General features: G+C 71.2%; 22 protein-coding genes. 12 read left to right on the top strand and 10 right to left on the bottom strand.

What is annotated here, in order from left to right:
• Positions 1-422: 422 nt before the first annotated feature.
• The 4 genes from VFZ70_15070 (at position 423) to VFZ70_15085 (ending at position 3499) form a co-directional block, all read left to right on the top strand.
• Positions 423-956, top strand: coding sequence for a CAP domain-containing protein (locus VFZ70_15070; protein ID HEX6257127.1), 534 nt, complete (start codon positions 423-425; stop codon positions 954-956).
• Positions 957-981: 25 nt separating this feature from the next.
• Positions 982-1719, top strand: a complete 738-nt coding sequence (locus VFZ70_15075) for a hypothetical protein (protein ID HEX6257128.1) — start codon at positions 982-984, stop codon at positions 1717-1719.
• Between the two features lie 57 nt (positions 1720-1776).
• Positions 1777-2520 (top strand): hypothetical protein, encoded by a 744-nt coding sequence (locus VFZ70_15080; protein HEX6257129.1) that lies wholly within the window; start codon positions 1777-1779, stop codon positions 2518-2520.
• A gap of 61 nt (positions 2521-2581) precedes the next feature.
• Positions 2582-3499, top strand: coding sequence for an aminotransferase class IV (locus VFZ70_15085; GenBank protein HEX6257130.1), 918 nt, complete (start codon positions 2582-2584; stop codon positions 3497-3499).
• A 108-nt stretch (positions 3500-3607) separates the two neighbouring features.
• Here VFZ70_15085 and VFZ70_15090 read toward each other — a convergent pair whose 3' ends face one another.
• Positions 3608-4780, bottom strand: coding sequence for an NAD-dependent epimerase/dehydratase family protein (locus VFZ70_15090; GenBank protein HEX6257131.1), 1173 nt, complete (start codon positions 4778-4780; stop codon positions 3608-3610).
• 224 nt (positions 4781-5004) lie between these two features.
• On the opposite strand from VFZ70_15090, the gene VFZ70_15095 reads away from it, so the two are divergent.
• Positions 5005-5544 (top strand): GtrA family protein, encoded by a 540-nt coding sequence (locus VFZ70_15095; protein HEX6257132.1) that lies wholly within the window; start codon positions 5005-5007, stop codon positions 5542-5544.
• Here VFZ70_15095 and VFZ70_15100 read toward each other — a convergent pair.
• The 3 genes from VFZ70_15100 to VFZ70_15110 all read right to left on the bottom strand — a co-directional run bounded on the left by VFZ70_15100 (position 5510) and on the right by VFZ70_15110 (position 10479).
• On the bottom strand, positions 5510-7789 hold the full coding sequence (locus VFZ70_15100) for a glycosyltransferase family 2 protein (GenBank protein HEX6257133.1): 2280 nt from the start codon (positions 7787-7789) through the stop codon (positions 5510-5512). The genes VFZ70_15095 and VFZ70_15100 overlap by 35 nt on opposite strands.
• Before the next feature lie 20 nt (positions 7790-7809).
• Positions 7810-8721, bottom strand: a complete 912-nt coding sequence (locus VFZ70_15105) for an NAD(P)-dependent oxidoreductase (GenBank protein ID HEX6257134.1) — start codon at positions 8719-8721, stop codon at positions 7810-7812.
• Between the two features lie 162 nt (positions 8722-8883).
• On the bottom strand, positions 8884-10479 hold the full coding sequence (locus tag VFZ70_15110) for an alpha-amylase family glycosyl hydrolase (GenBank protein HEX6257135.1): 1596 nt from the start codon (positions 10477-10479) through the stop codon (positions 8884-8886).
• A 63-nt stretch (positions 10480-10542) separates the two neighbouring features.
• On the opposite strand from VFZ70_15110, the gene VFZ70_15115 reads away from it, so the two are divergent.
• The gene (locus VFZ70_15115) at positions 10543-11052 is read left to right on the top strand and encodes a YbaK/EbsC family protein (GenBank protein HEX6257136.1); all 510 of its coding nucleotides are present in this window, start codon (positions 10543-10545) and stop codon (positions 11050-11052) included.
• 65 nt (positions 11053-11117) lie between these two features.
• On the opposite strand, the gene VFZ70_15120 is transcribed toward VFZ70_15115, so the two are convergent.
• The 4 genes from VFZ70_15120 to VFZ70_15135 form a co-directional block, all read right to left on the bottom strand.
• Complete coding sequence (locus VFZ70_15120) at positions 11118-11483, bottom strand: DUF1232 domain-containing protein (GenBank protein HEX6257137.1); 366 nt, start codon at positions 11481-11483, stop codon at positions 11118-11120.
• Between the two features lie 30 nt (positions 11484-11513).
• The gene (locus tag VFZ70_15125) at positions 11514-11846 is read right to left on the bottom strand and encodes an AzlD domain-containing protein (GenBank protein ID HEX6257138.1); all 333 of its coding nucleotides are present in this window, start codon (positions 11844-11846) and stop codon (positions 11514-11516) included.
• Positions 11843-12517 carry an AzlC family ABC transporter permease gene (locus VFZ70_15130; protein ID HEX6257139.1) on the bottom strand — a complete coding sequence of 225 codons (675 nt, stop codon included), beginning with the start codon at positions 12515-12517 and terminating at the stop codon, positions 11843-11845. The genes VFZ70_15125 and VFZ70_15130 overlap by 4 nt, the downstream gene beginning before the upstream one ends.
• A gap of 139 nt (positions 12518-12656) precedes the next feature.
• Positions 12657-13550, bottom strand: coding sequence for a helix-turn-helix domain-containing GNAT family N-acetyltransferase (locus tag VFZ70_15135; GenBank protein ID HEX6257140.1), 894 nt, complete (start codon positions 13548-13550; stop codon positions 12657-12659).
• Between the two features lie 131 nt (positions 13551-13681).
• Between VFZ70_15135 and VFZ70_15140 the strand changes: the two genes are divergently transcribed.
• From VFZ70_15140 to VFZ70_15160, 5 genes are all read left to right on the top strand, one after another.
• The gene (locus tag VFZ70_15140) at positions 13682-14182 is read left to right on the top strand and encodes a DUF4395 domain-containing protein (GenBank protein ID HEX6257141.1); all 501 of its coding nucleotides are present in this window, start codon (positions 13682-13684) and stop codon (positions 14180-14182) included.
• Between the two features lie 275 nt (positions 14183-14457).
• Positions 14458-15237, top strand: a complete 780-nt coding sequence (locus VFZ70_15145) for a TspO/MBR family protein (protein ID HEX6257142.1) — start codon at positions 14458-14460, stop codon at positions 15235-15237.
• 105 nt (positions 15238-15342) lie between these two features.
• Positions 15343-16686, top strand: coding sequence for a hemolysin family protein (locus VFZ70_15150; GenBank protein ID HEX6257143.1), 1344 nt, complete (start codon positions 15343-15345; stop codon positions 16684-16686).
• Entirely contained in the window at positions 16679-17716 is a 1038-nt protein-coding gene (locus VFZ70_15155) for a hemolysin family protein (GenBank protein ID HEX6257144.1), read from the top strand. Before VFZ70_15150 ends, VFZ70_15155 begins: the two co-directional genes overlap by 8 nt.
• 41 nt (positions 17717-17757) lie before the next feature.
• Positions 17758-19458, top strand: a complete 1701-nt coding sequence (locus VFZ70_15160) for a hypothetical protein (GenBank protein ID HEX6257145.1) — start codon at positions 17758-17760, stop codon at positions 19456-19458.
• Between the two features lie 9 nt (positions 19459-19467).
• On the opposite strand, the gene VFZ70_15165 is transcribed toward VFZ70_15160, so the two are convergent.
• On the bottom strand, positions 19468-19899 hold the full coding sequence (locus VFZ70_15165) for a pyridoxamine 5'-phosphate oxidase family protein (GenBank protein HEX6257146.1): 432 nt from the start codon (positions 19897-19899) through the stop codon (positions 19468-19470).
• An 85-nt stretch (positions 19900-19984) separates the two neighbouring features.
• On the bottom strand, positions 19985-20974 hold the full coding sequence (locus VFZ70_15170; GenBank protein ID HEX6257147.1) for an NADPH:quinone oxidoreductase family protein: 990 nt from the start codon (positions 20972-20974) through the stop codon (positions 19985-19987).
• A 93-nt stretch (positions 20975-21067) separates the two neighbouring features.
• Between VFZ70_15170 and deoD the strand changes: the two genes are divergently transcribed.
• Positions 21068-21790: a purine-nucleoside phosphorylase gene (deoD, locus tag VFZ70_15175; GenBank protein ID HEX6257148.1), complete on the top strand. Its 723-nt coding sequence runs from the start codon at positions 21068-21070 to the stop codon at positions 21788-21790.
• Positions 21791-22662 lie beyond the last annotated feature (872 nt).

Here is a 22662-nt window from a genome sequence, read left to right on the forward strand (position 1 = left end):
GTCGGCGAGCAGCGCGTTGCTCCTGCGCCCACCGATGTGCAGCGCGGCTGTAGACCGGTGTGCCGACACCTCGGTGAACCGCAGCGTCACTCGGACGTCTCCAGCTGGGCCCGGAACGCCTCGACCCAGTCCATGCTCGCTCCCGGGCGCGACGGGCTCACGACAAACGTTACCGACCCGGACCACGGTCCCGCCAGGGGCAACTCGCTCCGGACGGTCCGACGCGACCACCCGAAAAGCTGGCCATCCGGACATCGGCCTGCGCTGACAGGCGGCTGACCTGCAGATTCGCGACACCCGCCGCCGACGCCGTGCGGCGCACGCGGATGAATCACGGACCGACTTCCCGCTCGGACAGGCCCGGCGACCGCCTGCGCGGGGCACCCGGCGCCATGCTTGTCCGACGACGCCGGTCCCCGACCATGAGGGCGACGATGATCCAGCAGTCACGTCGACGCCGCGCCCGCGCCGCGGGCGTGCTGCTCGGCGTGCTCGTGGTCGTCGCGGTGATCGTCGTCCGCGAGAGCGCACCTGCCGGACCCGGTGGTCGCGCTCGCGCGGCGACATCGGCCGGTGACGCCGCGACCTCGCTGGACCCACGCACCGAGCCGATCTTCGTGGCGCTCAACGCCGACCGCGCGGACGCGGGACTCGCAGAGCTGACGCTCGACGCGGAGCTGTCGACGACAGCCGCAACCGACGCCTGCGCGATCGCTCGTGGCGACGTGCCGCTCAGCGGTGACGAGCACCGGATGGCGACGGCCGGCGCCGACAGCGAGAACACGGGACTGATGATCGACGACGACATCGCATCGGGCGCGCAGCGGATGCACGAGTGGTGGGCCACCACCAGGCGCCACCGGATCATCCGCATGGATCCCGCCGTGGTCCGATACGGCGTCGGTGCATGCGCCGGGGTGGATCGCACATATTACGTGGAGCGGTTCGCGCAGTAGCAACGCATCGAGCAAGGGGTCACGGTTGGCCGACGGCCACGCCTACGTCCTGGTCCACAGCCCGGTCGCCGGCCCGTCGACCTGGGCGCCGGTGGCGGGGGAGCTCGATCGCCGCGGCATCGCCGTCGCGGTGCCGGAGGTGACCGACGACGGGTCGCCGCCGTTCTGGCGTCAGCACGTCCGGTGCGTCGTGCGCACCATCGCCGAGGACGTGCCCCCGGGCGTGCCGCTGTCGCTGGCGGCCCACAGTGGTGCCGGGCAACTGCTCGGCGTGCTGGGCCCGGTGCTGCGCGACGCCGGCTACGACATCGCCGCCGAGATCCTCGCCGACGCGGGCACGCCACCCGACGGCCGCAGTCGCCTCGACCAGATCGACGAGCAGGCGCCCGAGGTGGGCGAGCACATCCGGGCGGCGCTGACGGACGGCGGCGGGTACCCGATGTGGCGGGACGGTGACCTGAAGGATCCCATCCCCGACGACGATCGCCGGCGTCGGCTGTCCGGAGAACTGCGTGCGCTGCCGGCCGCGTTCTGGCTGGAGGAGATCCCGACCGCAGTCGACTGGCCGGACGCGCCGGTTGGCGTGCTCGTCTTCAGCGACGCCTGCACCTGGGTGGCCGACGTGGCCGGTGCGCGCGCGTGGACCACCCGCACGATCGGCGTCGACAACCACTTCCTGCCCATGGTCGACGAGGCCCGCGTGGCCGACGCGCTGATCGCGCTGACCGGCGACCTGATGGATGCGGGTCACGCATCGCCATGACCGTCTGACCCCACCGCGCGACGTAGCATCACGGTCCGACGAGAGGAGGCGGCGCCAGTGGCCGACGACGGCGTACGCATCGCCATGTGGTCCGGCCCCCGCAACCTGTCGACCGCGCTGATGCGCTCGTGGGGCAACCGCCCGGACACCGTGGTCAGCGACGAGCCCCTCTACGCCCACTTCCTGCGTGTCACTGGGCGCCACCATCCCGCGCGGGATGCGGTCCTCGCGTCGCTGGACGACGACTGGCGGCGGGTCACCGCGCGGCTGACCGGGCCGGTCCCGGACGGCCATGAGATCTGGTACCAGAAGCACATGACCCACCACGTCACCGATGACGTCGATCTCGCGTGGCTGGACGGGCTGCGCAACTGCTTCCTCATCCGTGCGCCCGACGAGGTGATCGCCAGCTACCTCAAGCTGCGCGACGAGCCGACGCTCGACGATCTGGGCCTGCCGCAGCAGTGGCGCCTGTTCGCCCACGTGGCCGACGCCGGCACGAGCCCACCGGTGATCGACGCCGCAGACGTGCTGCGCGACCCCCGCGGCGTGCTGACCACGACGTGCGAGGCGCTCGGCGTCCCGTTCAGCGACCGCATGCTGTGGTGGCCGCCGGGACGACGGGCGACGGACGGCGTGTGGGCCGACCACTGGTACGGCTCGGTCGAACGGTCGACGGGCTTCGCCCCGTACCGCCCTGCCACCGTCGACCTCGACGACCGCCACGCCGAACTGCTCGCCGCGGCGCAGGAGATCTACGAGCGGCTGGCGACCCACCGGCTGGTGACCGTCGGCCCCTGAGCCCGCGGTCCGGTGTGGCGGCCGGCAGCGGACGGCGTACAACCCGATCGGAAGGACGAAGGTGCGACAGCGCTTCGATGAACGCAACCGTGATCTGCTGATCAACATCAACGGGCACCTGACCCACCGCGACGACGCCGGCATCAGCCCGTTCGACTCCGCCGTCCAGGGCGGCGACGCGGTGTGGGAGGGCCTGCGCGTCTACGACGGCCGGGTGTTCCGCCTGACCGAGCACCTCGACCGGTTGCGCGCGTCGGCGCTGGCGATGGCGTTCGACGACATCCCCGACCGCGACGTGATCGTCCGCGAGATCGCACGGACGTTGGCCGCGAACACGATGATCGACGACGTCCACATCCGGCTGACGCTGACGCGGGGCGTCAAGTACACAAGCGGCATGGACCCGCGGTTGAACACCGCGGGACCGACGTTGATCGTGCTGGCCGAGCACAAGCCGCCGGTCTACGACCGGACCGGTGTCCGGCTGATCACGTCGGGCATCCGGCGCATCCCGCCAGACTGCGTGGATCAGAACATCCACTCGTGCAACCTGATCAACTCGATCCTGGCCAAGACCCAGGCGAACGCGGCCGGGGTGGACGACGCGCTGATGCTCGACCTGCACGGCGCCGTGGCCGAGACGAATGCGACGCACGTCTTCGTGGTGCACCGTGGCACGGTCGCGACCCCGCGCACCACCGCGTGTCCCGAAGGCATCACCCGGGGCGCGGTCCTGGAGCTCTGCGCCGATCACGACATACGCGCCACCGAGCGCGACCTGTCGTTGACCGACGTCTACCGCGCCGACGAGATGTTCTGCTCGGGGACGATGGGCGAGCTGGTGCCCGTGGTCGAGGTCGACGGCCGCACGATCGGCGGGGGTGACGAGGGCCCGGTGACGGCGCGCCTGCGTGACCTGTTCACGACGCTGGCCCGCACGACGGCCACCCCGCTGCCGACACCACCCCGAGGTTCGTGACGCCACCCTCGGGCGGCGATGCGCCGGGTGCGCCGCGGCGGGTCCGGGATCGGCGCCGTGACAGCCGTCGGGACCACGCGACGGTGGCGCCCGACCGGGTCCGATCGATCAGTCGTGCCGGGCGGAGCGTGGGCTCGTGGTCGCGCGCCAGTTGACGGTCGGCCGCAGCGCCTGGGCGTCGATGCGGTCGCGGTTGGCCTCGACCACACGGAACAGCGACTCGATCAACGTGTCGGCCAGCAGGTGCGGCTCCAGGCCGAGCTCGACCAGACGCGTGTGCCTGACGTTGTAGTAGTGCGTGTCGGCCTCGACGCGGGGGTTGTCGAGGAACTCGATCTGCGCGTCCTTGGCGTACGTCTCGGCGACCGTCTTGGCGAGCTCGGCCACCGACTTGCTCTCGGTCATCTGATTGAACACACGGAACTCGCCGGCGTCGGCGGGGTTCTCCGCCGCCAACCGCACGCACGCGGCGGTGTCGCGGATGTCGATGAGTCCCCGGGTCTGACCGCCGGAGCCGTACACGGTCAGAGGGTGACCGATGACCGCCTGGATAATGAAGCGGTTGAGGACGGTGCCGAACACCGCGTCATAGTCGAAGCGGGTGGCCAGGCGCGGATCCTGTGCCATCTCGGGCGTCTCGCAGCCGTACACGATGCCCTGGTTCAGATCGGTCGCGCGCAGGCCCCAGATGCGGCACGCGAACTCGATGTTGTGGCTGTCGTGCACCTTGGACAGGTGATAGAACGACCCCGGTCGCTTGGGGAACAGCATCCGGTCGGTCCGGCCGTTGTGGGTGACGTCGAGCCACCCCTCCTCGATGTCGATCTCGGGCGTGCCGTACTCGCCCATCGTGCCGAGCTTCACGAGGTGGATGTTGCGGTCGATCTCGCCGATCGCGAACAGCACGTTGAGCGTGCCGACCACGTTGTTGACCTGCGTGTACACCGCGTGGGACCGGTCGATCATCGAGTACGGGGCGGCGCGCTGCTCACCGAAGTGGACGATGGTGTCCGGACGGAACGTCCGGATCATCTCGATCGTGAACTCCGGGTCGGTCAGGTCGCCGACGAACGGGACGATCCTGCGGCCGCACACCTCGTCCCAGACACGGACGCGCGTCTGGAGCGTCTCGATCGGCACCAGGCTCCCGACACCGAGCTCGTAATCGTACTGGCGACGAGCGAAGTTGTCCGCGACGGCAACGTCGTGGCCCGCCTGTGACAGGTGCAGGGCGGTCGGCCACCCCAGGTAACCGTCTCCGCCGAGAACCAGCGTGCGCATGAGGGTCCTTTACGCCTTGGTGACCGGGGGCGTCCCTGGAGCCGGCTCCACGGGACGCACCACGCCCGGCTGTGCCGGGTGAACGCTACTACAGAGGTCGCACACTTCCAACCTGGTCAGATGGGGCGGCCACGCCGCCGCACGGTCACCATGGCGGGGACGCATGAACCCGTCTCCGGTGAGCTGTGGGCGACACGCCGCTGGAAACCGTAGCATCAGGCGCGATGACCTCAACTCGCGACCCCGAGGGATCGGCCGCCACCGCGCCGCCGAGCGGGCGTGCGCGCGCCCTTGCGCAACGCCCCGGAGTGCGCCGGTTCTCGAGGTACGCGGTCGGGTCGGTCGTCGCGTTCGGCGCCAGCAACGTGGCGTTCCTGCTGCTGTACGGACTCGGCCTCACGTCACCACAGGTCGCGTCGGTGCTCGCGTTCGCCGCGGGCATCCCGGTCAACTACGTGCTGAACCGGCGCTGGGCGTGGCAACGCCGGGGACGCCCGGGGCTGCGCGACGAACTGCTGCCCTACGCCGCCGTCGTCGCCACGAGCGTGATCGGCTCGGCGGTGGGCACGTGGGCCGCCGACCGCTGGGTGCAGTCGGCCGACCTGCCGCGCGCGCTGGAGGTCGGCGTCGTCGACGCCGCCTTCGTGGCGATCAACGGCACGCTGTTCCTGGTCAAGTACGTGCTGCTCGATCGCGTGGTGTTCCGCGAGCGGACCGCCACGGCGACGCCTACGGACGGCCGCGCCGTCGAGCGCGTTCCCTGAGCCACGTCCCGACGACCACCCGGCCGTACCGCAGGCCGTACAGCAGGTTGTGGCCCTTCTTGGACTCGCCGGCCGACCGCTGACGCATGGTCGTCGGGACCTCGACGACGCGGAAGCCGTGCGCCAGCGTGCCGATCAGCAGCTCGGAGGACTGGTACTGGGGCTGGCGCAGGTGCACCGTCTCGGTGACCTCGGCGCGCATGGCGCGCAGCCCGAAGGACGTGTCGGTGATCCGCTGACGCGTGAGCGCGGTGACGAGCCACGCGTAGAAGCGGACGCCCGCCTTGCGGAACCCGTCCGTCGTCTCCTCCGTCCCCAGGCGGCGCGATCCGGTGACGAAGTCGGCCTCGTCCCGCAGCACCGGCTGCAGGACCGACCGCAGTTCCGCCGGGTCGTACTGCCCGTCGGCGTCGAGCGTCGCGATCCACCTCGCGCCGGTCTCCCGCGCGATCCGGTACCCGAGACGCAGCGCTGCGCCCTGGCCACGGTTCACATTCGGCTCGACGACGTAGGCGTCGTGGCGTCGGGCGATGTCGGCGGTGGCGTCGGCCGAACCGTCGTCGACGACGATCACGCTGACCGTGTGCGACTCGATCGTCGAGGGGATCTCGGTCAGCACGCCACCGATGGCGTCCTGCTCGTCGTACGCGGCGATGACGACGGCGATCGGGCCCAGCCGCGGGTGATCGTAGGCCTCGGCGAACCTCGCGACGGCGGCGTCGTCCACCGACGCGGGCGCGGAGCGCGTGGTCGGCGCGACGGCGCCGTCGGTCGTTTGCGACGGCTGGCCGGCGGTCGCGGTCATCGGGCGGTTCCTATCCGTGAGCGCCGTGACGCCGAGTGCGCCGGCGACGGGCATCATCACGAGCGCGGGCAGCATATAGCGCCAGGAGAACTCGTACACAGCCGGCAGCAGTGCCAGGATGCCGGCGGTCACCGCCCACAGGAGCGCGGGCGCGCGCAGCGGTGAGCGCCGGGCGCGTCCGACGCCCAGCCCGCCGACCAGCCCGGCGAGCAGTGCGACGAGCAGCACCGGGCCGGGCGTGTAGCCCACGCTCAACTGGTAGGAGCGCAGGAACGACGCCAGATCCCGTGAGATCCGGGCACGCGCGTCGAAGGCGGCGAGCACCTCTGCGTACTGGCCGTACCGCGGGTAGACGTCCTGGAACTGCCAGCGACCGACGTCGACGTCACCTTCGAACTGGGCCCTGGTGGGCCAGAACATCTTGCCCATGTCGATCAGCACGGCCCGGGTGACGTCCCACGGCTGCTGGCGCACGACGCCCAGGGCGAAGTCCTGCAGTGACTGGTCGAGGCTGACGCCGGGCGGCGGGACGTGCCGGTTGACCGGCGACTCGCGGTTCCACACGTAGTTGTCGATCTTGGCCCGCTGACCGAGCGGCTCGTCGGGGCACAGGTCGCGCTGGTCGGCCGGGATGTCGATGCGGTCGCAGTCGACCAGCACCGCGACGCGGCCGTACATCATCTTCCCGCCGATCGGTGTCAGCGTGAAGTCGCCGGTCCACGACCGGTAGTACGCCATGTACGACAGCACCGGCACCGCGAACACGGCGGCGAACAGCACGGCGGCCATCAGACGTCGTGGCCAGTCGCGGCCGCGCTCGGTCACCAGGTACACGACCGCGGGCACGGCGACGAACTGCCCGATCAGGCGGACCGGCACGGCCAGGCCGAACACCAGGGCCGACAGCGCCGCGGTGATCAACCGACGACGGGTCGACCGTGCGCGGCCGATGCCGTCGACCAGCAGCACCGTGCCGACCAGGATCATGACCTCGAACAGCGTCTCTGACAGCACGTTCTGCTCGATCTGCAACTGGTAGGCGTCGAGCAGGACGGGCGCCGTCGCGAGTGCGGCGAGCCAGCGGCGGACCCCCGCACGCAACAGCAGCACGTAGATGCCGACCGCCATCCCCAGGCCCATGAAGTGCTGCACGAGCGGGACGACGCGCAGATCGCCGAAGGCGACCAGCGGACGGAGAAAGACCGAGTAGCCGATCGGGCGCGAACCCGATGGACGCAGCGGCCCGATGTTGACGAGGTACGACAGCGAATCGATGTAGATCAGCGCCGGGCGGTACGCGAAGAACGTCAGCGCGCGCAGGACGGCACCCAGCGAGAGCAGCGCGACGAAGATCCAGTGCGTGCGCAGCAGACCGGCCGACGGCGGCGCGGTCGTGCGCGCGTCGGTCGTCGGTGGTGCGGCGGGGGTGGCGGTCGCCATGGCGCCCAGGATGCCGGGCGCTACGTCCCGGTGTCGAACTCGGCCCAGACGGCCCGCAACCCGTCGGCGAGGTCGACCCGCGGCCGGTAACCGAGCCCGCTCGCACGGTCGATCGACACCACCACGGCGCGCATCTCGCCGGGCTTGGCCTCCACGTGCTTGGCCGGCAGTTCGCGTCCGGTCGCGGTGCGTGCGGCGTCGACGAGGTCGAGCACGCTGGTCGAGGACCCCGAGCCGACGATCAGCGGGCCGGTGGCACCGCGCTCCCATACCAGCCGGAACGCACGGCAGACGTCCTCGGCATGGACCAGGTCGCGCCGCTGCTCGCCGTCGCCGTACACCTGGATGTACTCGCCGGACCGGGCGGCCCGCATGAGGCGGGGCACGAAGCTGTCCTTGCGTCCCATCCCCGGGCCGTACACGTTCGTCAGGCGCAACGAGCACGTCTGCATGTCATACGACTCGCCGTAGCCGGACAGCAGCATCTCGCAGGCCGCCTTGGTGGCCCCGTACGGCGTCAGTGGTCGCAGCGGCATCTGCTCGGTGATCGTCGTCGTGCCGACGTCGCCGGTCACGGCGTTCGTCGACGCGAACAGGAACCTTCCCACGCCCTCGCTCCGCGCCCGCTCGAGCAACGCGGCGGTGACGACGACGTTCTCGTCGGTGGTCTCGCTGGGATGCCGCACCGACTCGAGCACCGACGTGCGTGCGGCGAGGTGGATGACGCCGTCGAGATCGTTGGTGACCGCACGGTCCACGACGCCGGGGTCACGCAGGTCGCCGAGGACGGTCGGCACGTCGCCGGCCGGCGGCCGCCGATCGACGTTGCGGACCTCGGCGCCCGCCTCCTTCAGGGACGCGATGACCGAACCACCGATGAAGCCGGAGCCTCCGGTGACGAGGATTCGCGCGCCGTCGAGCGGAGCTGCCATGGTGATGACCGACCTGCCTCCGCCGGACGCGATCGCGCCCGGCCCTCGGGAACGTGGCACTGCGGCGGCATCGGCCCGGCCCACGCACGTCCTGTCCTGTGTCGGCCGCCGCCGCACACGAAACTACCGCTGTCGAAGGTGCGGCGCCGACCGCGCCCTCGGTCAGCCGACCACAACCGCCGCGTCGGGTCCGAGCCGGATCGTCGCCTCGTGCGGATCGACATCGACGGCACCGGTCCGGGCGAGCACACGTGGTGGAGCACCGCTGACCTCGACGGCGATCACGCGGGCGGTGTCGGCGAAGTTGCAGGCCACGGCGACCACATCGTCGCCGTCGCCACGCCGGTACACCAGACAGCCGTCGGGTGCTCCACGGACCCGGCGGTAGGGCCCCGTCGCCAGCTCCGGCCGCTCGCGCCGCAGCGTCAGCAACCGCCGGACCAGGTGCAGCGTGGAGGCCGGATCCTCCCGTGCGATCCGGACGTTGACCGCGTCGCGGTCGGCGCCGACGGGCAGCCACGGCTCGACGTCGGACGGGCAGAAGCCCGCCGTGGGACCGTCGTCCCACTGCATGGGTGTGCGGAACGAATCGCGGGTCACGCCGCCGACAGAGGTCGACCAGGGGTCATCACGGCGTTCGGGGGGCACCTCCACGTTCGCCATGCCGATCTCGTCGCCGTAGTAGACGAAGGGCGTGCCACGCACGGTCAGCAGCAGCACGAGCGCCATGCGGGCGGCGGCGTCGCCGCGCAGGGTGGGGCGTGGCGTGTCGTGGTTCGACAGGCACCAGTTCGGCCAGACACCCCGGTCGGCCGCCGCGCGGTCGTAGGTGTCGATGAGATCGGCGATCGCATCGTGCTCGAAGGGCCGGGTGATGAGCCCGAAGTTGGTCGGCAGGTCGATGCCGGCGTCCGCGGCGTAGTCGACCAGCGTGTCGATCGTCGCCTCGTAGGTCATCTCGCCGATCAGCAGGCGGTCCGGGTAGGCATCGACGACGGCCCGCATCTCGCGGAGATGGGCGACCGTCTCGGGTCGGTTGAAGTGGTACCGGGCGTCGTGGACGTACCCGGAGCCGTCGCCCTGCGGCAGGTCGGTCTCGTCACGGAACTCCTCGTCCTTCGCGAGGAAGCTGACCATGTCGATCCGGAAGCCGTCGACACCGCGGTCCAGCCAGAACCGCAGCACGTCGGCCATCGCGGCGCGCACCTCGCGGTTGGCCCAGTTGAGGTCGGGCTGGACCGGCGAGAACGTGGCCAGGTACCACTGTCCCGTCGCCTCGTCGTGGTTCCATCCCGTGCCGGGCCGGTCGTCGGTGACGTTGCGCCAATTGGTCGGTGGCCCGCCGTCACCGGTGCCGTCCCGCCAGATGTACCAGTCCCGCCGGGGGGCGTCGCGCGAGCTGCGGGACTCGACGAACCACGGGTGCTGGTGCGACGTGTGGTTCGGCACGAAGTCGAGGATGACCCGCAGCCCGAGGTCGTGGGCGCGCGCGACCAGCGCGTCGAAGTCGTCGAGCGTGCCGAACATCTCATCGACGGCCGTGTAGTCGCTGACGTCGTAGCCGCCGTCCTCCATCGGCGAGGCGAAGATCGGCGACAACCACACCGCGTCCACGCCGAGCCAGGCGAGGTGGTCGAGCCGCGACGTGATGCCCTGCAGGTCGCCGATGCCGTCGCCATTGCCGTCCTGGTACGACCGCGGGTAGATCTGGTAGATCACACCCCGCTGCCACCACGCCGACCCGTCCCGTGACGTCATCGTCGCCTCTCACCCGAGCGTTCGTCCCAGGGCACCCTATCGGCCGAGAGGATCACACAACGCATGGATCGCATCGACGACGTCACGCTCGAAAGGCGCGTACTGGCGGCCGTGCAGCGGTGCGACCCCGACGCCGAGCAGATCTGGATCGACCCGCAGCTGGCTGACACTGCGCTGTTCTGCGAGCGCTACGGCCACACCCTCGAGGAGTCGGGCAACTGCATCCTCGTGCGTTCGAGGACCGGCGAGGTCCGGCACGCGGCGTGCATCGTGCAGGCGCACCGACGCCTCGACCTCAACCGGCACTCGCGTCTGCTGGTCGGCGCCCGCAAGGCGTCCTTCGCCTCCGCCGACGACACGGTCGCGCAGACAGGGATGGTCCCCGGCGGCGTCACGCCGTTCGGGCTGCCGGACGACGTGCCGGTGTTCGTCGACGCGCCGATCCTCGAGCTCGACCGGGTGATCGTCGGCGGTGGCAGCCGCCGGCTCAAGCTCCGGGTCCGCCCGGAGGCGCTGGCGGGCCTCGACGGCGTCACGGTCGCTGACATCGGCCGCGACGCCCCGTCCGGCTGAGCGTGTCGGGCTGGTTGGTCGGGTGACCGGGATCGACCAACGCGCGCGTATGCAGGCGGGTGACCTCAGCGACGGTCGGAGTCCGGATCGTCGGCGATGCGCCAGTCCTGTGCGTCGATCGCGCGGCGGTCGCGCACGCGTCGCTGCACCGGATCCACCTGACCGGCGGGTTCGAGCTGGTCGAGGACGTAGCGGACCGCGGCCGCCAGCACGGCGAGATCGTCGAGGAACCCGACCGGGAACAGGGTGTCGGGGAGGATGTCGACCGGCGACAGCAGCCACACGATCGCGCCGGCCACGGCCAGCTTGGCCTTCGTCGGAACGCGCCGACCCCGCAGCACGCCGCGGATCGCCACGATCATCAGGACGATCGTCGCGATTACGATCAGCAGCACCATCTGCCACCCGTCCATCCGAACCCCCTTGCGCATCCAGGCTATCGCCGCGCAGGGGTCGCGGCGTCACGAACCGATGCCCAGTGCGGTCAGCGCCGCCAGCGCCAGGCCCCCGGCGAGGAGGGTGGCGACGACGTTGCGCGAGCGCCAGGCGACCGCGGCAGCCAGCAGCCCGGCGAGCGGGCGGGGGTGCCACACCAGCAGCGGTCCGTCGGGGCGCAGGACTGCCGGCGCGACGAGTGCCGCGAGCGCGGCCGGCGGGATCATCCGCAGACCATCGCGGACCCGGGGCGGAAGGTCGCGCGCGTGGTGCGCGAGTGCGAGCAGCGTGGCGCGGGTGATGTACGTCACGACGCCGCCCGAGAGGATGACCAGCCAGATTGTCGCGGAGCCGCTCACCGAGCGGCCAGCAGCACGCCGGTCGCGATCCCGCCGCCGGCGCCGAGCAGCAGTCCCGTCCCGGCCGGCAGGCCCGCGCCGAGCACGGCGACCACACCTCCGACGACGGCCGCGGCCGCGGTCGGCCGGTCCTCGATCGCCGGTATCAGCAGCACCATGAACACCAGCGGCAGCGCGAAGTCGAGCGGCGCGCCGTCCGGCAGTGCCCCGCCGATCAGCACGCCGGCGGCGGTCGCCGCCTGCCACGACAGCCACATCACGCACGCCGCCGCCAGGTAGAACGCCAGCCGCGCCCGGGGTGTGAGCGCCCGCCGCCCGTACGCCGTGACGGAGACGGCGAACGCCTGGTCGGTCAGCACGTACGCGGCACCGAGTCGGGGCGCCAGTCCGACGTCGCTCAGGTGCGGCGCGAGCGCGGCCGAGTACATGACGAACCGCAGGTTGACGATCGCGATGGTGCCGATGGCCACCAGTGGTGGTGCGTCACGCCCGAGGACCTCGAGTGCGGCGAGCTGCGACGCGCCCGCGTACAGCAGCGTCGAGAAGCCGAACGCGCCTCCCGGGCCGAGCCCGCTGTCGACGGTGGCCACGCTGGCGACGATGCCGAACGGCACGACGCCGATCAGCAGCGGCGCGATCGCGCGCACACCGTCCCACGCGGCGTTGCGCATGGTCATCTCCGCCTCCCGTCGGCGTCGCCATCGAACGTAGCCGTGGGGCAGGCCGGTGCATGGCTGTCGCCGGCCGGCACACGACCGCGCGCGGTCGGGCTGACGCCCGACCTGGATCCCGCGGCGGTCCGCAGCCGCCTCAACCGTCGTCGGCCAGACGCTTCTCGAAGAACAGGTCCGGATACGGGTTGTTGTTGTAGCGCGGGATCTGCCGATAACCCGCGCGTCCGTACATCGCGACCGCGGCGGTCAGTACGCTGTTGGTGTCCAGCCGCACGATCGCGCAGCCCAGGTCGGACGCGTGTGCCTCGAGCGCGCGGAGCAGGCGTCCGCCCAGCCCGGTGCCGCGCACCTGAGGGCTGACCCACATGCGCTTGATCTCGGCCGCCCCGTCGTCGAGCACCTGCACACCACCGCATCCGACGGCGCGACCGTCGACCTGCGCGAGCACGAAGCGGCCGGCCGGTGCGGTGAGCGCATGGAGCTCCGCGTCGACCTCCATGTCGGCGTCGAAGCCACCCGGGAAGCGCTCGTCCAGCTCGGCTGCGTACCGTCGGACCGCGTCGCGTGCCGCATCGGTGCGCGGATCGACGACCTCGAGTCGTGCATGCGCCGCGGTCAGGAGCTGGTCCGCCTCGGTCAGCGCGGCGCTCAGGCGCTCGCGGTGGCGCGGTGCCAGACCGTCGAGCACCCGCGCCGCGAGCCGGTCCGACCGTTCGTCGAGGCGCCGCCACTCGGCCCGACCCGCCGCTGTCACCCGAACCCGGCGCTGCCGCGCGTCGGCGGGATCGGTGAAGACGTCGACCAGTCCATCGGTCTCCAGTGCCCGCAGGATCCGACTGAGATAGCCCGAGTCCAGATCGAGCCCGGTGCGCAGGTCGCGCACAGCCGCCGGACCGTCGGCCCGGCCGATCTCGAACAGGATCCGAGCGTGTCCCAGCGGCCGGTCGAACCCGAGGAAGCGGTCCTCGAGCACGCCGACGCGCGCCGTGAACGAGCGGTTGAAGCGGCGGAGCACCGCGACGTGGTCCATTGGCGCCATCGTACACGATTGTCTGACCGAGGTCAGAGATCTGGGCGTGCGCGTTGCGTCGGGTGGTCGCTCCCGGGTTTGCAGCGTTTGACGTGCACGGCGCCGGCAGGGTCGCTCTAGGGTGGCGCCCCATGCGTACGCTGTTCCGCTTCCCCGATCCCGTGAACGAGGCTTCGGCCCGCCTGGTAGCGGCCGGGGTGGTCCTGATGTGTGCGCTGGTGCTCGCCGGCCGGACATGGGTGCTCGCTGCGCTGGCGTACGGCTTCGTCGCGCGCGTGGCGACCGGTCCGACGCTCAGCCCGCTCGGTCAGCTCGTGACTCGGTGGATCACCCCGAACCTGTCCGTTGCCGAACGGCTGGTCCCCGGCAGCCCCAAGCGCTTCGCCCAGGGCATCGGCGCGGCGCTGTCGGTCAGCGCGGCGGTGCTGCACTTCGGGTTCGCCGCCACAACACCCGCGCTCGTCCTGGTCGGGGCCATCGCCGCGGCCGCCACGCTCGAGGCGGCCTTCGGATTCTGCCTCGGTTGCTGGCTGTTCGCGCGACTGATCGCGCTCGGCGTCCTGCCCGAGCGGACGTGCGCCGCGTGCGACGACCTGCGGCTGCGGCACCCGTCGTCGGCGTGGACGAGCTGACGGTCCACCGCCCGGCGGCCTTCACCACCGGCCGCCGGCGGCAACGCCGCGGGCGCCGTCGACACGGACGACCCGCTGGGCGACCCATGTCGGCACCCCTGGTCGATGCGCACGGTCGCGGATGGGTCGCCCGTCCCTGCCGACGGCCGGCATCCCCGCCGGTGACAGTGGCATCGCCGTGACCGGCAGGGCTGTGCACATCGTCGAGGCGTAGCCGCGCGCGCAACCACCGCGATGCGTAGGATCGGTGGCGACCCCTGTACCGGAGCGACGCCGTGGCAACGTTGATCGTCGAGCGCTCGCTGCGTCCCGTGTGGCGCCAGGGCCTCAACGTCGGGGCCTACGTCGCTGTCATCACGGTCAACGCGCTGGCCAACGCCCTTCCGATCAACGGCATCACCAGCGGCGCCGTCTCCGATCGCTTTCCGACCTTCGTCACCCCGGCCGGCTACGTCTTCGCGATCTGGGGACTGATCTACGCCCTGCTGGCCGTGTTCGTCGGCTACCAGGCGCTCCCGTCGCAGCGCGACGAGCCGGCGTTGCGCGACCTGGGACTTGCGTTCGTCGCGAGCTGCGCGTGCAACGCGGCATGGCTGTTCGCCTGGCACCACCTCCAGATCGCGCTGGCCTGGGCGCTGATCGTCGCGCTGCTGCTCACGCTGATCGTGTGCTACGAACGGCTGCGGGCCGCGGACGACACGCGGGCGCACCGCCTGGCCGTGCGGCTGCCCTTCAGCGTGTACCTCGGCTGGGTCACGGTCGCCACGGTCGCCAACACCGCGATCCTGCTCGTGGACGCGGGCGTCGACGGAGGTGCGGCCGCCCCGGCGTGGGGCACCGTGGCGCTGCTGGCGGCGACCGGCATCGGGCTGACGATGCTGGTGCGACGCCATGACGTCGCCTTCGCCCTCGTGGTCACGTGGGCACTGGTGGGCATCGCGGTCGCACAGGCGGACCGCAGCACGCTCATCGTCATCGTCGCCGGTGGCGCCGCCGCCGTGCTCGCCGTCGCCGCCGGCGTGACCGCTGCACGTCTCGTCCGCACCGGTGCATGAGACCGTGATGCGCAGACGACACTCGATGGCCATGTCCGCACAGCTCAGTTCTTCGTCGATGCCGTCGGTGATGCGGCCGGCCGCGGCCGCGACCGCGCGACGCCGATGACCGTCGCCTGGGCACTGCTCGCACTTGCCGGCGTCATGCTGCTGGCCAACGCGCTGTTCGTCGCGGCGGAGTTCAGCCTGGTCACCGTCGACCGCTCCCGCGTCGCAGATGCCGCGAAGGGTGGCGACGAGACGGCCGCCGGCGTCCTGACGGCGCTGCGCAGCCTGTCGACGCAGCTGTCGAGCGCACAGCTGGGCATCACGGTGACGTCGCTGATCGTCGGCTATCTGGCGGAACCCTCGCTGGCGACGTTGCTGCGCGGCCCGTTGGCCGACCTGGGTCTCTCCGAGCGCGTCGCCGCCGGCATCGCGGTCACGATCGCACTCGTCGTGGCGACCGGCCTGCAGATGGTGCTGGGTGAGCTGGTGCCCAAGAACCTCGCGATCGCGCGTCCATGGGACGTGGCGATGCGCGTCACCCGGCCGCAACGGGCCTTCACACAGCTGGCGGGCTGGCTGATCCGCCTGTTGAACGGCAACGCCAACGCGATCGTGCGCATGTTCGGTCTCGAACCGCAGGAGGAGCTGGCGTCGGCGCGCGCGCCGCAGGAGCTGCAGTCGCTCGTGCGACGCTCGGCCGAGCTCGGCACCCTGCCGCGGTCCACCGCGGCGCTGCTGGCGCGCGGCCTCGAGTTCGGCGCGCGCTCGGCCGCCGACGTCATGACGCCGCGGGTGCGGGTCCACTTCGTGCAGGCCGAGACGTCCGTCGCCGGGGTGCTCGCCCAGGCCTGCCACAGCGGACTGTCACGCTTCCCGGTGACCGGCGAGGGCGGGTCCGACGACATCGTCGGCATCGTCGACGTGCGGCATGCACTCCGGGTGCCGCGTGCCGAGCGTTCGTCGACCCCCGCGCAGGATGTGGCGGGCGAGTCCGTGTTCGTGCCGGAGGCCATCGAGCTGGACACGTTGCTGCGTGAGCTGCGCGGCGCCGACAGCAACCTGGCGATCGTGGTCGACGAGTACGGGGGAACCGCGGGGATCGTGACCCTCGAGGACCTGGTCGAGGAGCTCGTCGGCGAGGTGGCGGACGAGCACGATCCGCCGGTCTCTCGGGTGCGGCTCAGCCGCGACGGCACCTACGTGGTCACCGGCCTGCTGCGACCCGACGAGATCCGCGACCTGGGCGTCGAGGTACCCGACGACGACGACTACGACACGATCGCCGGGTTCATGGCTGACGTCCTCGACCGCCTTCCGGGCGACGGTGACGAGGTCGAGGTCGGCGACTGGACCATGCGGGTCGTGCGCATGGACGGTCTGCGCGTCGACCGCGTCAAGTTGACGCCGGTCATCCGTGAGGTCGTCGACGACGGCACCGGGGCGGACGCACCACATGGGTGACGCGACCGCACTGTGGCTCACGCTCGGCCTGCTGGCAGGCAACGCGTTCTTCGTCGGTGCCGAGTTCGCACTCATCTCGGCCCGCCGCAGCCAGATCGAGCCGCTGGCCACCCACGGGGGACGACGTGCGCGTACGACGCTGTGGGCGATGGAGCACGTCTCGCTGATGCTCGCGGGCGCGCAGCTGGGGATCACCGTGTGCTCGCTCGGGCTGGGTGCCGTCGGCGAGCCGGCGATCGCCCATCTGCTGGAGGGACCCTTCGAGGCCGTCGGCATGCCGCCGTCGTTGCTGCATCCCGTGGCGTTCGCGGTGGCGCTGAGCATCGTCGTGTACCTGCACATGGTGCTCGGTGAGATGGTCCCCAAGAACGTCGCGCTGTCGGTGCCAGAGCGCTCGGCGCTGTGGCTCGGCCCACCGTTGGCCACGATCGTGCGGTTGACCAAGCCGATCATCTGGCTGCTCAACGCCAGCGCCAACGGCGTGCTCCGCCTCATGCGGGTCGAACCCCGCGACGAGGTCTCTTCGGCGTTCACCGCCGACGAGGTCGCCGCGATGCTGGCCGAGTCCCGCCGCGAGGGCCTGCTGGACCACGAGGAGCACGAACTGCTCACGGGTGCGTTGCAGTACGAGCAGGTCAAGGCGGGTGACCTGCTGATCGGCACGGAGGACCTCATCTCGATCGATCCCGACGTCACGGCTGAGGAGATCGAGGAGCTCGTCGCGCGCACGGGGTTCTCGCGTATCCCTATCCGCGACGATGATGCGGGGCCGCGCTCCTATCTGCACGTCAAGGACGTGCTCGACCTCGAGCCCGACCAGCAGGTGCCGCGCGAGCGCTTCAGGGAACTGCCGCAGATCCCGGCGGGCGCGACCGTCGACGAGATCGTCGAACAGCTGCAACGTACGGGTAGTCACCTCGGTCTGGTGTCAGACGGTGCCACCGTGCTCGGCGTCGTCGCGCTCGAGGACGCGATCGAGGCACTGATCGGTGAGGTCGTCGACGCCGCCCACACCGGCGCGGCAGAGTGACCGGCCCACCCCCACTCTCCAGATCGGGGTTCGACTCACTCGTGGCTGCACGCAGATACTGGATCGTCATCGCCGTCATCGCCGCGGCAGTCCTTGGTGCCTTGGCGGTCAGCGTGCTGCGCGACCCCGCGCCGGAGACCCGCCGTGCGGCCGGAGCCTCCGAGGAACCGTTCGTGGCCCCGCAGCCGGCGGCGCTACGCCGATCGGTGACCCGTGTCGCGCACGACCCGACGGCGCCGGAACCGTTGTCCATCGTCTCGCGGTCACACACCGCGGTGGTGTCCGCGGCGCACACGGACCGGCTCGTCGCTGCGCAGGTCGCGTTGGCGCTCGGAGCACCGCTGGTCGTCGTACCGGCACGTGGCCCCGGCGATGGCGCGTCCGCCTCTGAGCCCACCGCGGAGCCCGCCTCAGACGGCGCTGTCGCCGACCTCCAGCGCCTCGGCGTCGTCCGAGCGGTGACCGTCAGCCGCGACGACGACGTCGATGCGGTCCTGCAACGGGCGGCCCGCGACGGCGGTGCCCGCGATGTCGTCAGGCTGCGTCCGACCGGCGGGAGCCCCCCGACCGAGCGCACGGTGCTCCGCGACGCGGTGCGTGGCGATTCCGACGGGGATCCCGCGGTGGACCCCGCTGCGCTCCGCGATCTCGAGGCGACCGGCCCGCCGACCGCCGAACCGACAGGTACCGCGGTCATCACGCGTCCGCGCGGTGCGTCCGCGTTGCAGCTCGCCGTGGCCGCACGCGCTGTCGGCCACACGGTCATCACCACCGTGGCCTCTGACCTGCGTGGCGACCGGGTGGCCATCCGGCAGCTGGCCGAGATGACCGACGGTCCGGCCCCGGAGGTGATCGTCGGTACGGGGACCCTTGCGCGGCAGTCACGCCAGAACCTCGCGCTGCAGGTCGCCGTCGCCTCCACCGGCATGCAGCTGCCGGGTGGCGGTCAGCTCGTGATCGACCCCCGGCGCCCCCACGCGCGCCGCTACATCACCCTGTACGGCGTGCCGCAGTCGCCGGCGCTCGGCGTTCTGGGTGAGCAGTCGGTCGACGAATCGGTCGTCCGTGCACGGGAGATGCGCCGGCGCTACCGACGGGCCGTCGACGACGGCGTGGAGGTGGTCGGGGGCTTCGAGATCATCGCGACGGTCGCCTCGAGCTCCGCGGGACGCGACGGGAACTTCGCCAACGAGCTCAGGGTGGCCGAGCTGGAACCATCCGTGCGGGCGGCCCGCCGGGCGGGCTTGTACGTGCTGCTCGACATCCAGCCCGGCCGCAGTGACTTCCTCACGCTCGCCCGGCGCTACCGCAAGCTGCTCCGGCAACCTCACGTCGGTCTGGCACTCGATCCCGAGTGGCGCCTGGCCCCCGGCGAACGGCATCTGGAACAGATCGGCTCGGTCGGCATCGACGAGGTCAACGCGGTCGCTGACTGGCTCGCCGAGCTGACCCGCCGCAACCGCCTGCCACAGAAGATGCTCCTGCTGCACCAGTTCCGTTTGTCGATGATCCGTGAGCGCGCAGGGCTGGACACCAGCCATCCCGAGCTCGCCTACGTCGTCCAGATGGACGGTCAGGGCCCGCAGCACACCAAGCTGGAGACGTGGGCGGCGGTGACAGCCAACGCCCCGACACGCGTGCAGTTCGGCTGGAAGAACTTCTACGACGAGGACACGCCGCTGCGCAGCCCGGAGGCGACGATGGCATTGGAGCCGCCGCCGGTGTTCGTGTCGTACCAGTGACGTCGACGGTCAGCCGGTGGGTGGGCCCACGACCCGCCTGCCGGTGGCGCCGTCGATCGTAAGCGAGACGAGCTGTTCGTCCTCGCCGGCCGCCCACGACTCCAGCTGCGCGTCGGCGGCAGCGATGACGCCACGATCGCGGACGACGGCCAGCGCGCCCCGCGCGAGGACGCTCCATCCCTCGCGCCACGACTCGTCGACGTGGTCGACCTCGAACGCGACACGCTGGTGCCGCAGCGCCGCGTACAACTTGGACCCCTCGAACGTGCGGAAGTACACGACGCCGTCGATGTAGGCGTAGTTGACCGGCAGAACCGTCGGCCAGTCGGCGTCGCCGCCCTCGGCGAACGCGACCCGCCCGAGCCGGGACGGGTGGGAGGAGATGAGCCGAAGGCATGTGTCGCCGTCGAGCACGATGATCCGGTGCTTGTTGCGCGTCATGGGGTGGCTCCCGAGATCGTCTCTGCGTCACGATACGACCCCGCGTCCCGCTGCGGTCGGGACCATCGTCTGCGACCGCCGCCGGTCATCCGCCGCGGGGCAGGATGACCAGCTTGCCGACCGCACCGCGACCGTCCATGAGCCGCAGCGCGTCGACGGCGTCGTCGAGCGTGTAGGTCCGCGACACGAGCGGGTCGATCCGGCCGTCCAGCCACCAGCGTCCAAGGGTGTCAAGGTTCCGGCGGTTGCGGTCCGGTTCGGTGCGCGCGAACCGCCCCCAGAACACGCCGACGACAGCGCAGCTCTTGAGCAGCGGCAGGTTGGCGGGAATGGCCGGGATGTCGCCGGACGCGAAGCCGACGATCAGCAGGCGCCCGCCGTAGGCGGTCGACCGCAGCGCCGCCTCGGTGGCGTCGCCACCCACCGGATCGAACACGACGTCGACGCCTCCAGGGGCGAGTTGGCGCAACGCGTCGCGGAGCGGCGTGCGGTCATACCGCACGACGTCGTCAGCGCCAGCGTCCCGGACAGCGTCCTCCTTCTCCTCCGAGCTGACGGCGCCGATCACGCGCGCCCCGACCGCAGCCCCGACCTCCGTGGCGGCGAGCCCGACACCGCCGGCGGCGCCGAGCACGAGCAGGGACTGCCCTTCGCGGAGCTCACCACGGTCGATCAACGCGTGATAGGCGGTGCCGTACGCCAGAGGCAGCGTCGTGGCGATCTCGTCGGGCATGTCCTCGGGGACATGGACGACCGCGGCGGCGTCGGCCACGACCTCCTCGGCGAAACCACCGTGGCCGACCCATGCGTACACGCGATCGCCCGGCTCGACGCCGCCCACGTCGTCCGCGACCTCGACGACATCGCCGGCGACCTCAGCCCCCGGCGCGAACGGCAGGTCGGGTCGGTCCTGGTACATGCCGCGGATGATCAGCAGGTCGGGGAAGTTCACCGCCGCGGCGCCGACGCTGATGCGCACCGCGCCGGGGCGCAGTTCGGGAGCATCCAACTCGCCGACCGCCACACCATCGAATCCGTCGAGCGACGAGCACACCAGCGCGCGCATCGCGGTCATGCGTCCACCCCCGGACTCGTCCGTGGCGGCACCCTACCCCATACCGTCGGGTAGCATCACCGCCGCATCGCTCGAGCCAAGCCGGGACGTCCCATGCCCACCCCCCACATCGCCGCCGGCGACGACGCGTTCGCCGAGGCGGTCCTGCTGCCCGGGGATCCGTTGCGGGCACAGCACATCGCCGACACGTTCCTGGAGGACGCGACCAGGGTCACCGCGGTGCGCAGCATGTTCGGCTTCACGGGCACCTACGAGCAGATGCCCGTGTCGGTCATGGGCACCGGCATGGGCATCCCGTCCTCGCTGATCTACGCCACCGAGCTCATCCAGACGTACGGGTGCCGGCGCCTGATCCGGGTCGGGTCATGCGGTGCGGTGCAACCCGACGTCGCCCTGCGCGACGTGGTCGTCGGCATCGGCGCATGCACCGACAGCGCCGTCAACCGCACGCGCTACGGCGGGTGGGACTTCGCCGCCACCAGTGACTTCGATCTCGCCCGCGCAGCGGTCGACGCCGCCCACGAGCGTGACCTGGCGGTGCACACCGGCAACCTGCACTCGGCTGACCTCTTCTACAACCCCGACGACGGCGTGATCAGCACCATGCAGCGCATGGGGGTGCTCGCCGTCGAGATGGAGGCGGCCGGCCTGTACGGCATCGCGGCGCAGACCGGCGCGCGTGCGCTGGCGATCTGCACCGTCAGCGACCAGCTCGTCACCGGCGAGGTGGCCTCCTCCGCCGATCGACAGCGCACATTCGACGACATGGTCGTCATCGCGCTGGACGCGCTACGACGGGACCGCGCGGCGGACTGATCGCTCCGCCCAGGTCGTGGCAGAGGCGGGCCACCGACCTGGCAGCTGGCGCGACGTCGGTGGCCCACGCCCGGCGAGGCCGGCGACCTGGCAGCTGGCGCGACGTCGGTGACCCACGCCGCGATGACGCCGGGGATGACGAAGATGAACAGCGGCAGCACCTCGAGGTAGCCGGCGAAGATCGTGCCACGGCGCGCCTCGGTGATGTTGCGGGCCGCGCGTCCGCTGGACGATCACCTGGTCGGTGCACCAGTACCAGACGGCGAGGATCGGCGCGCCGAACACGATGCCGGTCCAGGGAACGCGGGGATCCCTGATCGGCTTCCACCGACATGAAGCCCGGCTCGACCGCAGCGGTCATCCCGCCCAGCCACCGACCGCCTGGAGGCCGAGGATCGCGACCAGACCCGCGCCGAAGATCAGCACGATCATCTGCATCATGTCGGTGTGGACGACCGCGCGGAGCCCGCCGAAGATCGTTGTAGAGGCCGGTGAATCCGACGGTGATCGCTGCGCACGTAGAACGGCACGAACACCAGCCCAGCAGCAGGATCAGCGACGCAGGATCTCGAACTGCGCGACCGCGACCCGGAGTCGGCGCCGATGCCCGACAGGCCCACGAGGTGCTCGGACCCGATGTTCGACACGAACAGGGATGCCCGACAACGAACCAGCCGACGTTGCGCCCACCCCAGGAAGTACCCGGCTGCGGAGTCGTCGCCACGCTCCTGCATGTACGACCAGAGCGCGACGCCGAACACTCCGGCGAACTAGATCGCGATGACGACCCAGTCGAGCCCTTCCATGGCCTGCCTTTCTTTGGTCTGGGCGGAACCCAACCCCACACTGACGACGGTGTCCAGGCTGAAGCG

The organism is Euzebyales bacterium (assembly GCA_036374135.1).
Taxonomy (GTDB): Bacteria; Actinomycetota; Nitriliruptoria; order Euzebyales; family JAHELV01; genus JAHELV01.

Bases quoted from the DNA above. Each gene is read 5' to 3' on its own strand.
- VFZ70_15070 (HEX6257127.1), top strand. From the start codon at position 423: ATGAGGGCGACGATGATCCAGCAGTCACGTCGACGCCGCGCCCGCGCC.
- VFZ70_15135 (HEX6257140.1), bottom strand. From the start codon at position 13,550: ATGGACCACGTCGCGGTGCTCCGCCGCTTCAACCGCTCGTTCACGGCG.
- VFZ70_15115 (HEX6257136.1), top strand. From the start codon at position 10,543: ATGGATCGCATCGACGACGTCACGCTCGAAAGGCGCGTACTGGCGGCC.
- VFZ70_15120 (HEX6257137.1), bottom strand. From the start codon at position 11,483: ATGCGCAAGGGGGTTCGGATGGACGGGTGGCAGATGGTGCTGCTGATC.
- VFZ70_15095 (HEX6257132.1), top strand. From the start codon at position 5,005: ATGACCTCAACTCGCGACCCCGAGGGATCGGCCGCCACCGCGCCGCCG.
- VFZ70_15140 (HEX6257141.1), top strand. From the start codon at position 13,682: ATGCGTACGCTGTTCCGCTTCCCCGATCCCGTGAACGAGGCTTCGGCC.
- VFZ70_15130 (HEX6257139.1), bottom strand. From the start codon at position 12,517: ATGCGCAACGCCGCGTGGGACGGTGTGCGCGCGATCGCGCCGCTGCTG.
- VFZ70_15090 (HEX6257131.1), bottom strand. From the start codon at position 4,780: ATGCGCACGCTGGTTCTCGGCGGAGACGGTTACCTGGGGTGGCCGACC.
- VFZ70_15155 (HEX6257144.1), top strand. From the start codon at position 16,679: ATGGGTGACGCGACCGCACTGTGGCTCACGCTCGGCCTGCTGGCAGGC.
- VFZ70_15165 (HEX6257146.1), bottom strand. From the start codon at position 19,899: ATGACGCGCAACAAGCACCGGATCATCGTGCTCGACGGCGACACATGC.
- VFZ70_15110 (HEX6257135.1), bottom strand. From the start codon at position 10,479: ATGACGTCACGGGACGGGTCGGCGTGGTGGCAGCGGGGTGTGATCTAC.
- VFZ70_15150 (HEX6257143.1), top strand. From the start codon at position 15,343: ATGACCGTCGCCTGGGCACTGCTCGCACTTGCCGGCGTCATGCTGCTG.
- deoD (HEX6257148.1), top strand. From the start codon at position 21,068: ATGCCCACCCCCCACATCGCCGCCGGCGACGACGCGTTCGCCGAGGCG.
- VFZ70_15170 (HEX6257147.1), bottom strand. From the start codon at position 20,974: ATGACCGCGATGCGCGCGCTGGTGTGCTCGTCGCTCGACGGATTCGAT.
- VFZ70_15105 (HEX6257134.1), bottom strand. From the start codon at position 8,721: ATGGCAGCTCCGCTCGACGGCGCGCGAATCCTCGTCACCGGAGGCTCC.
- VFZ70_15100 (HEX6257133.1), bottom strand. From the start codon at position 7,789: ATGGCGACCGCCACCCCCGCCGCACCACCGACGACCGACGCGCGCACG.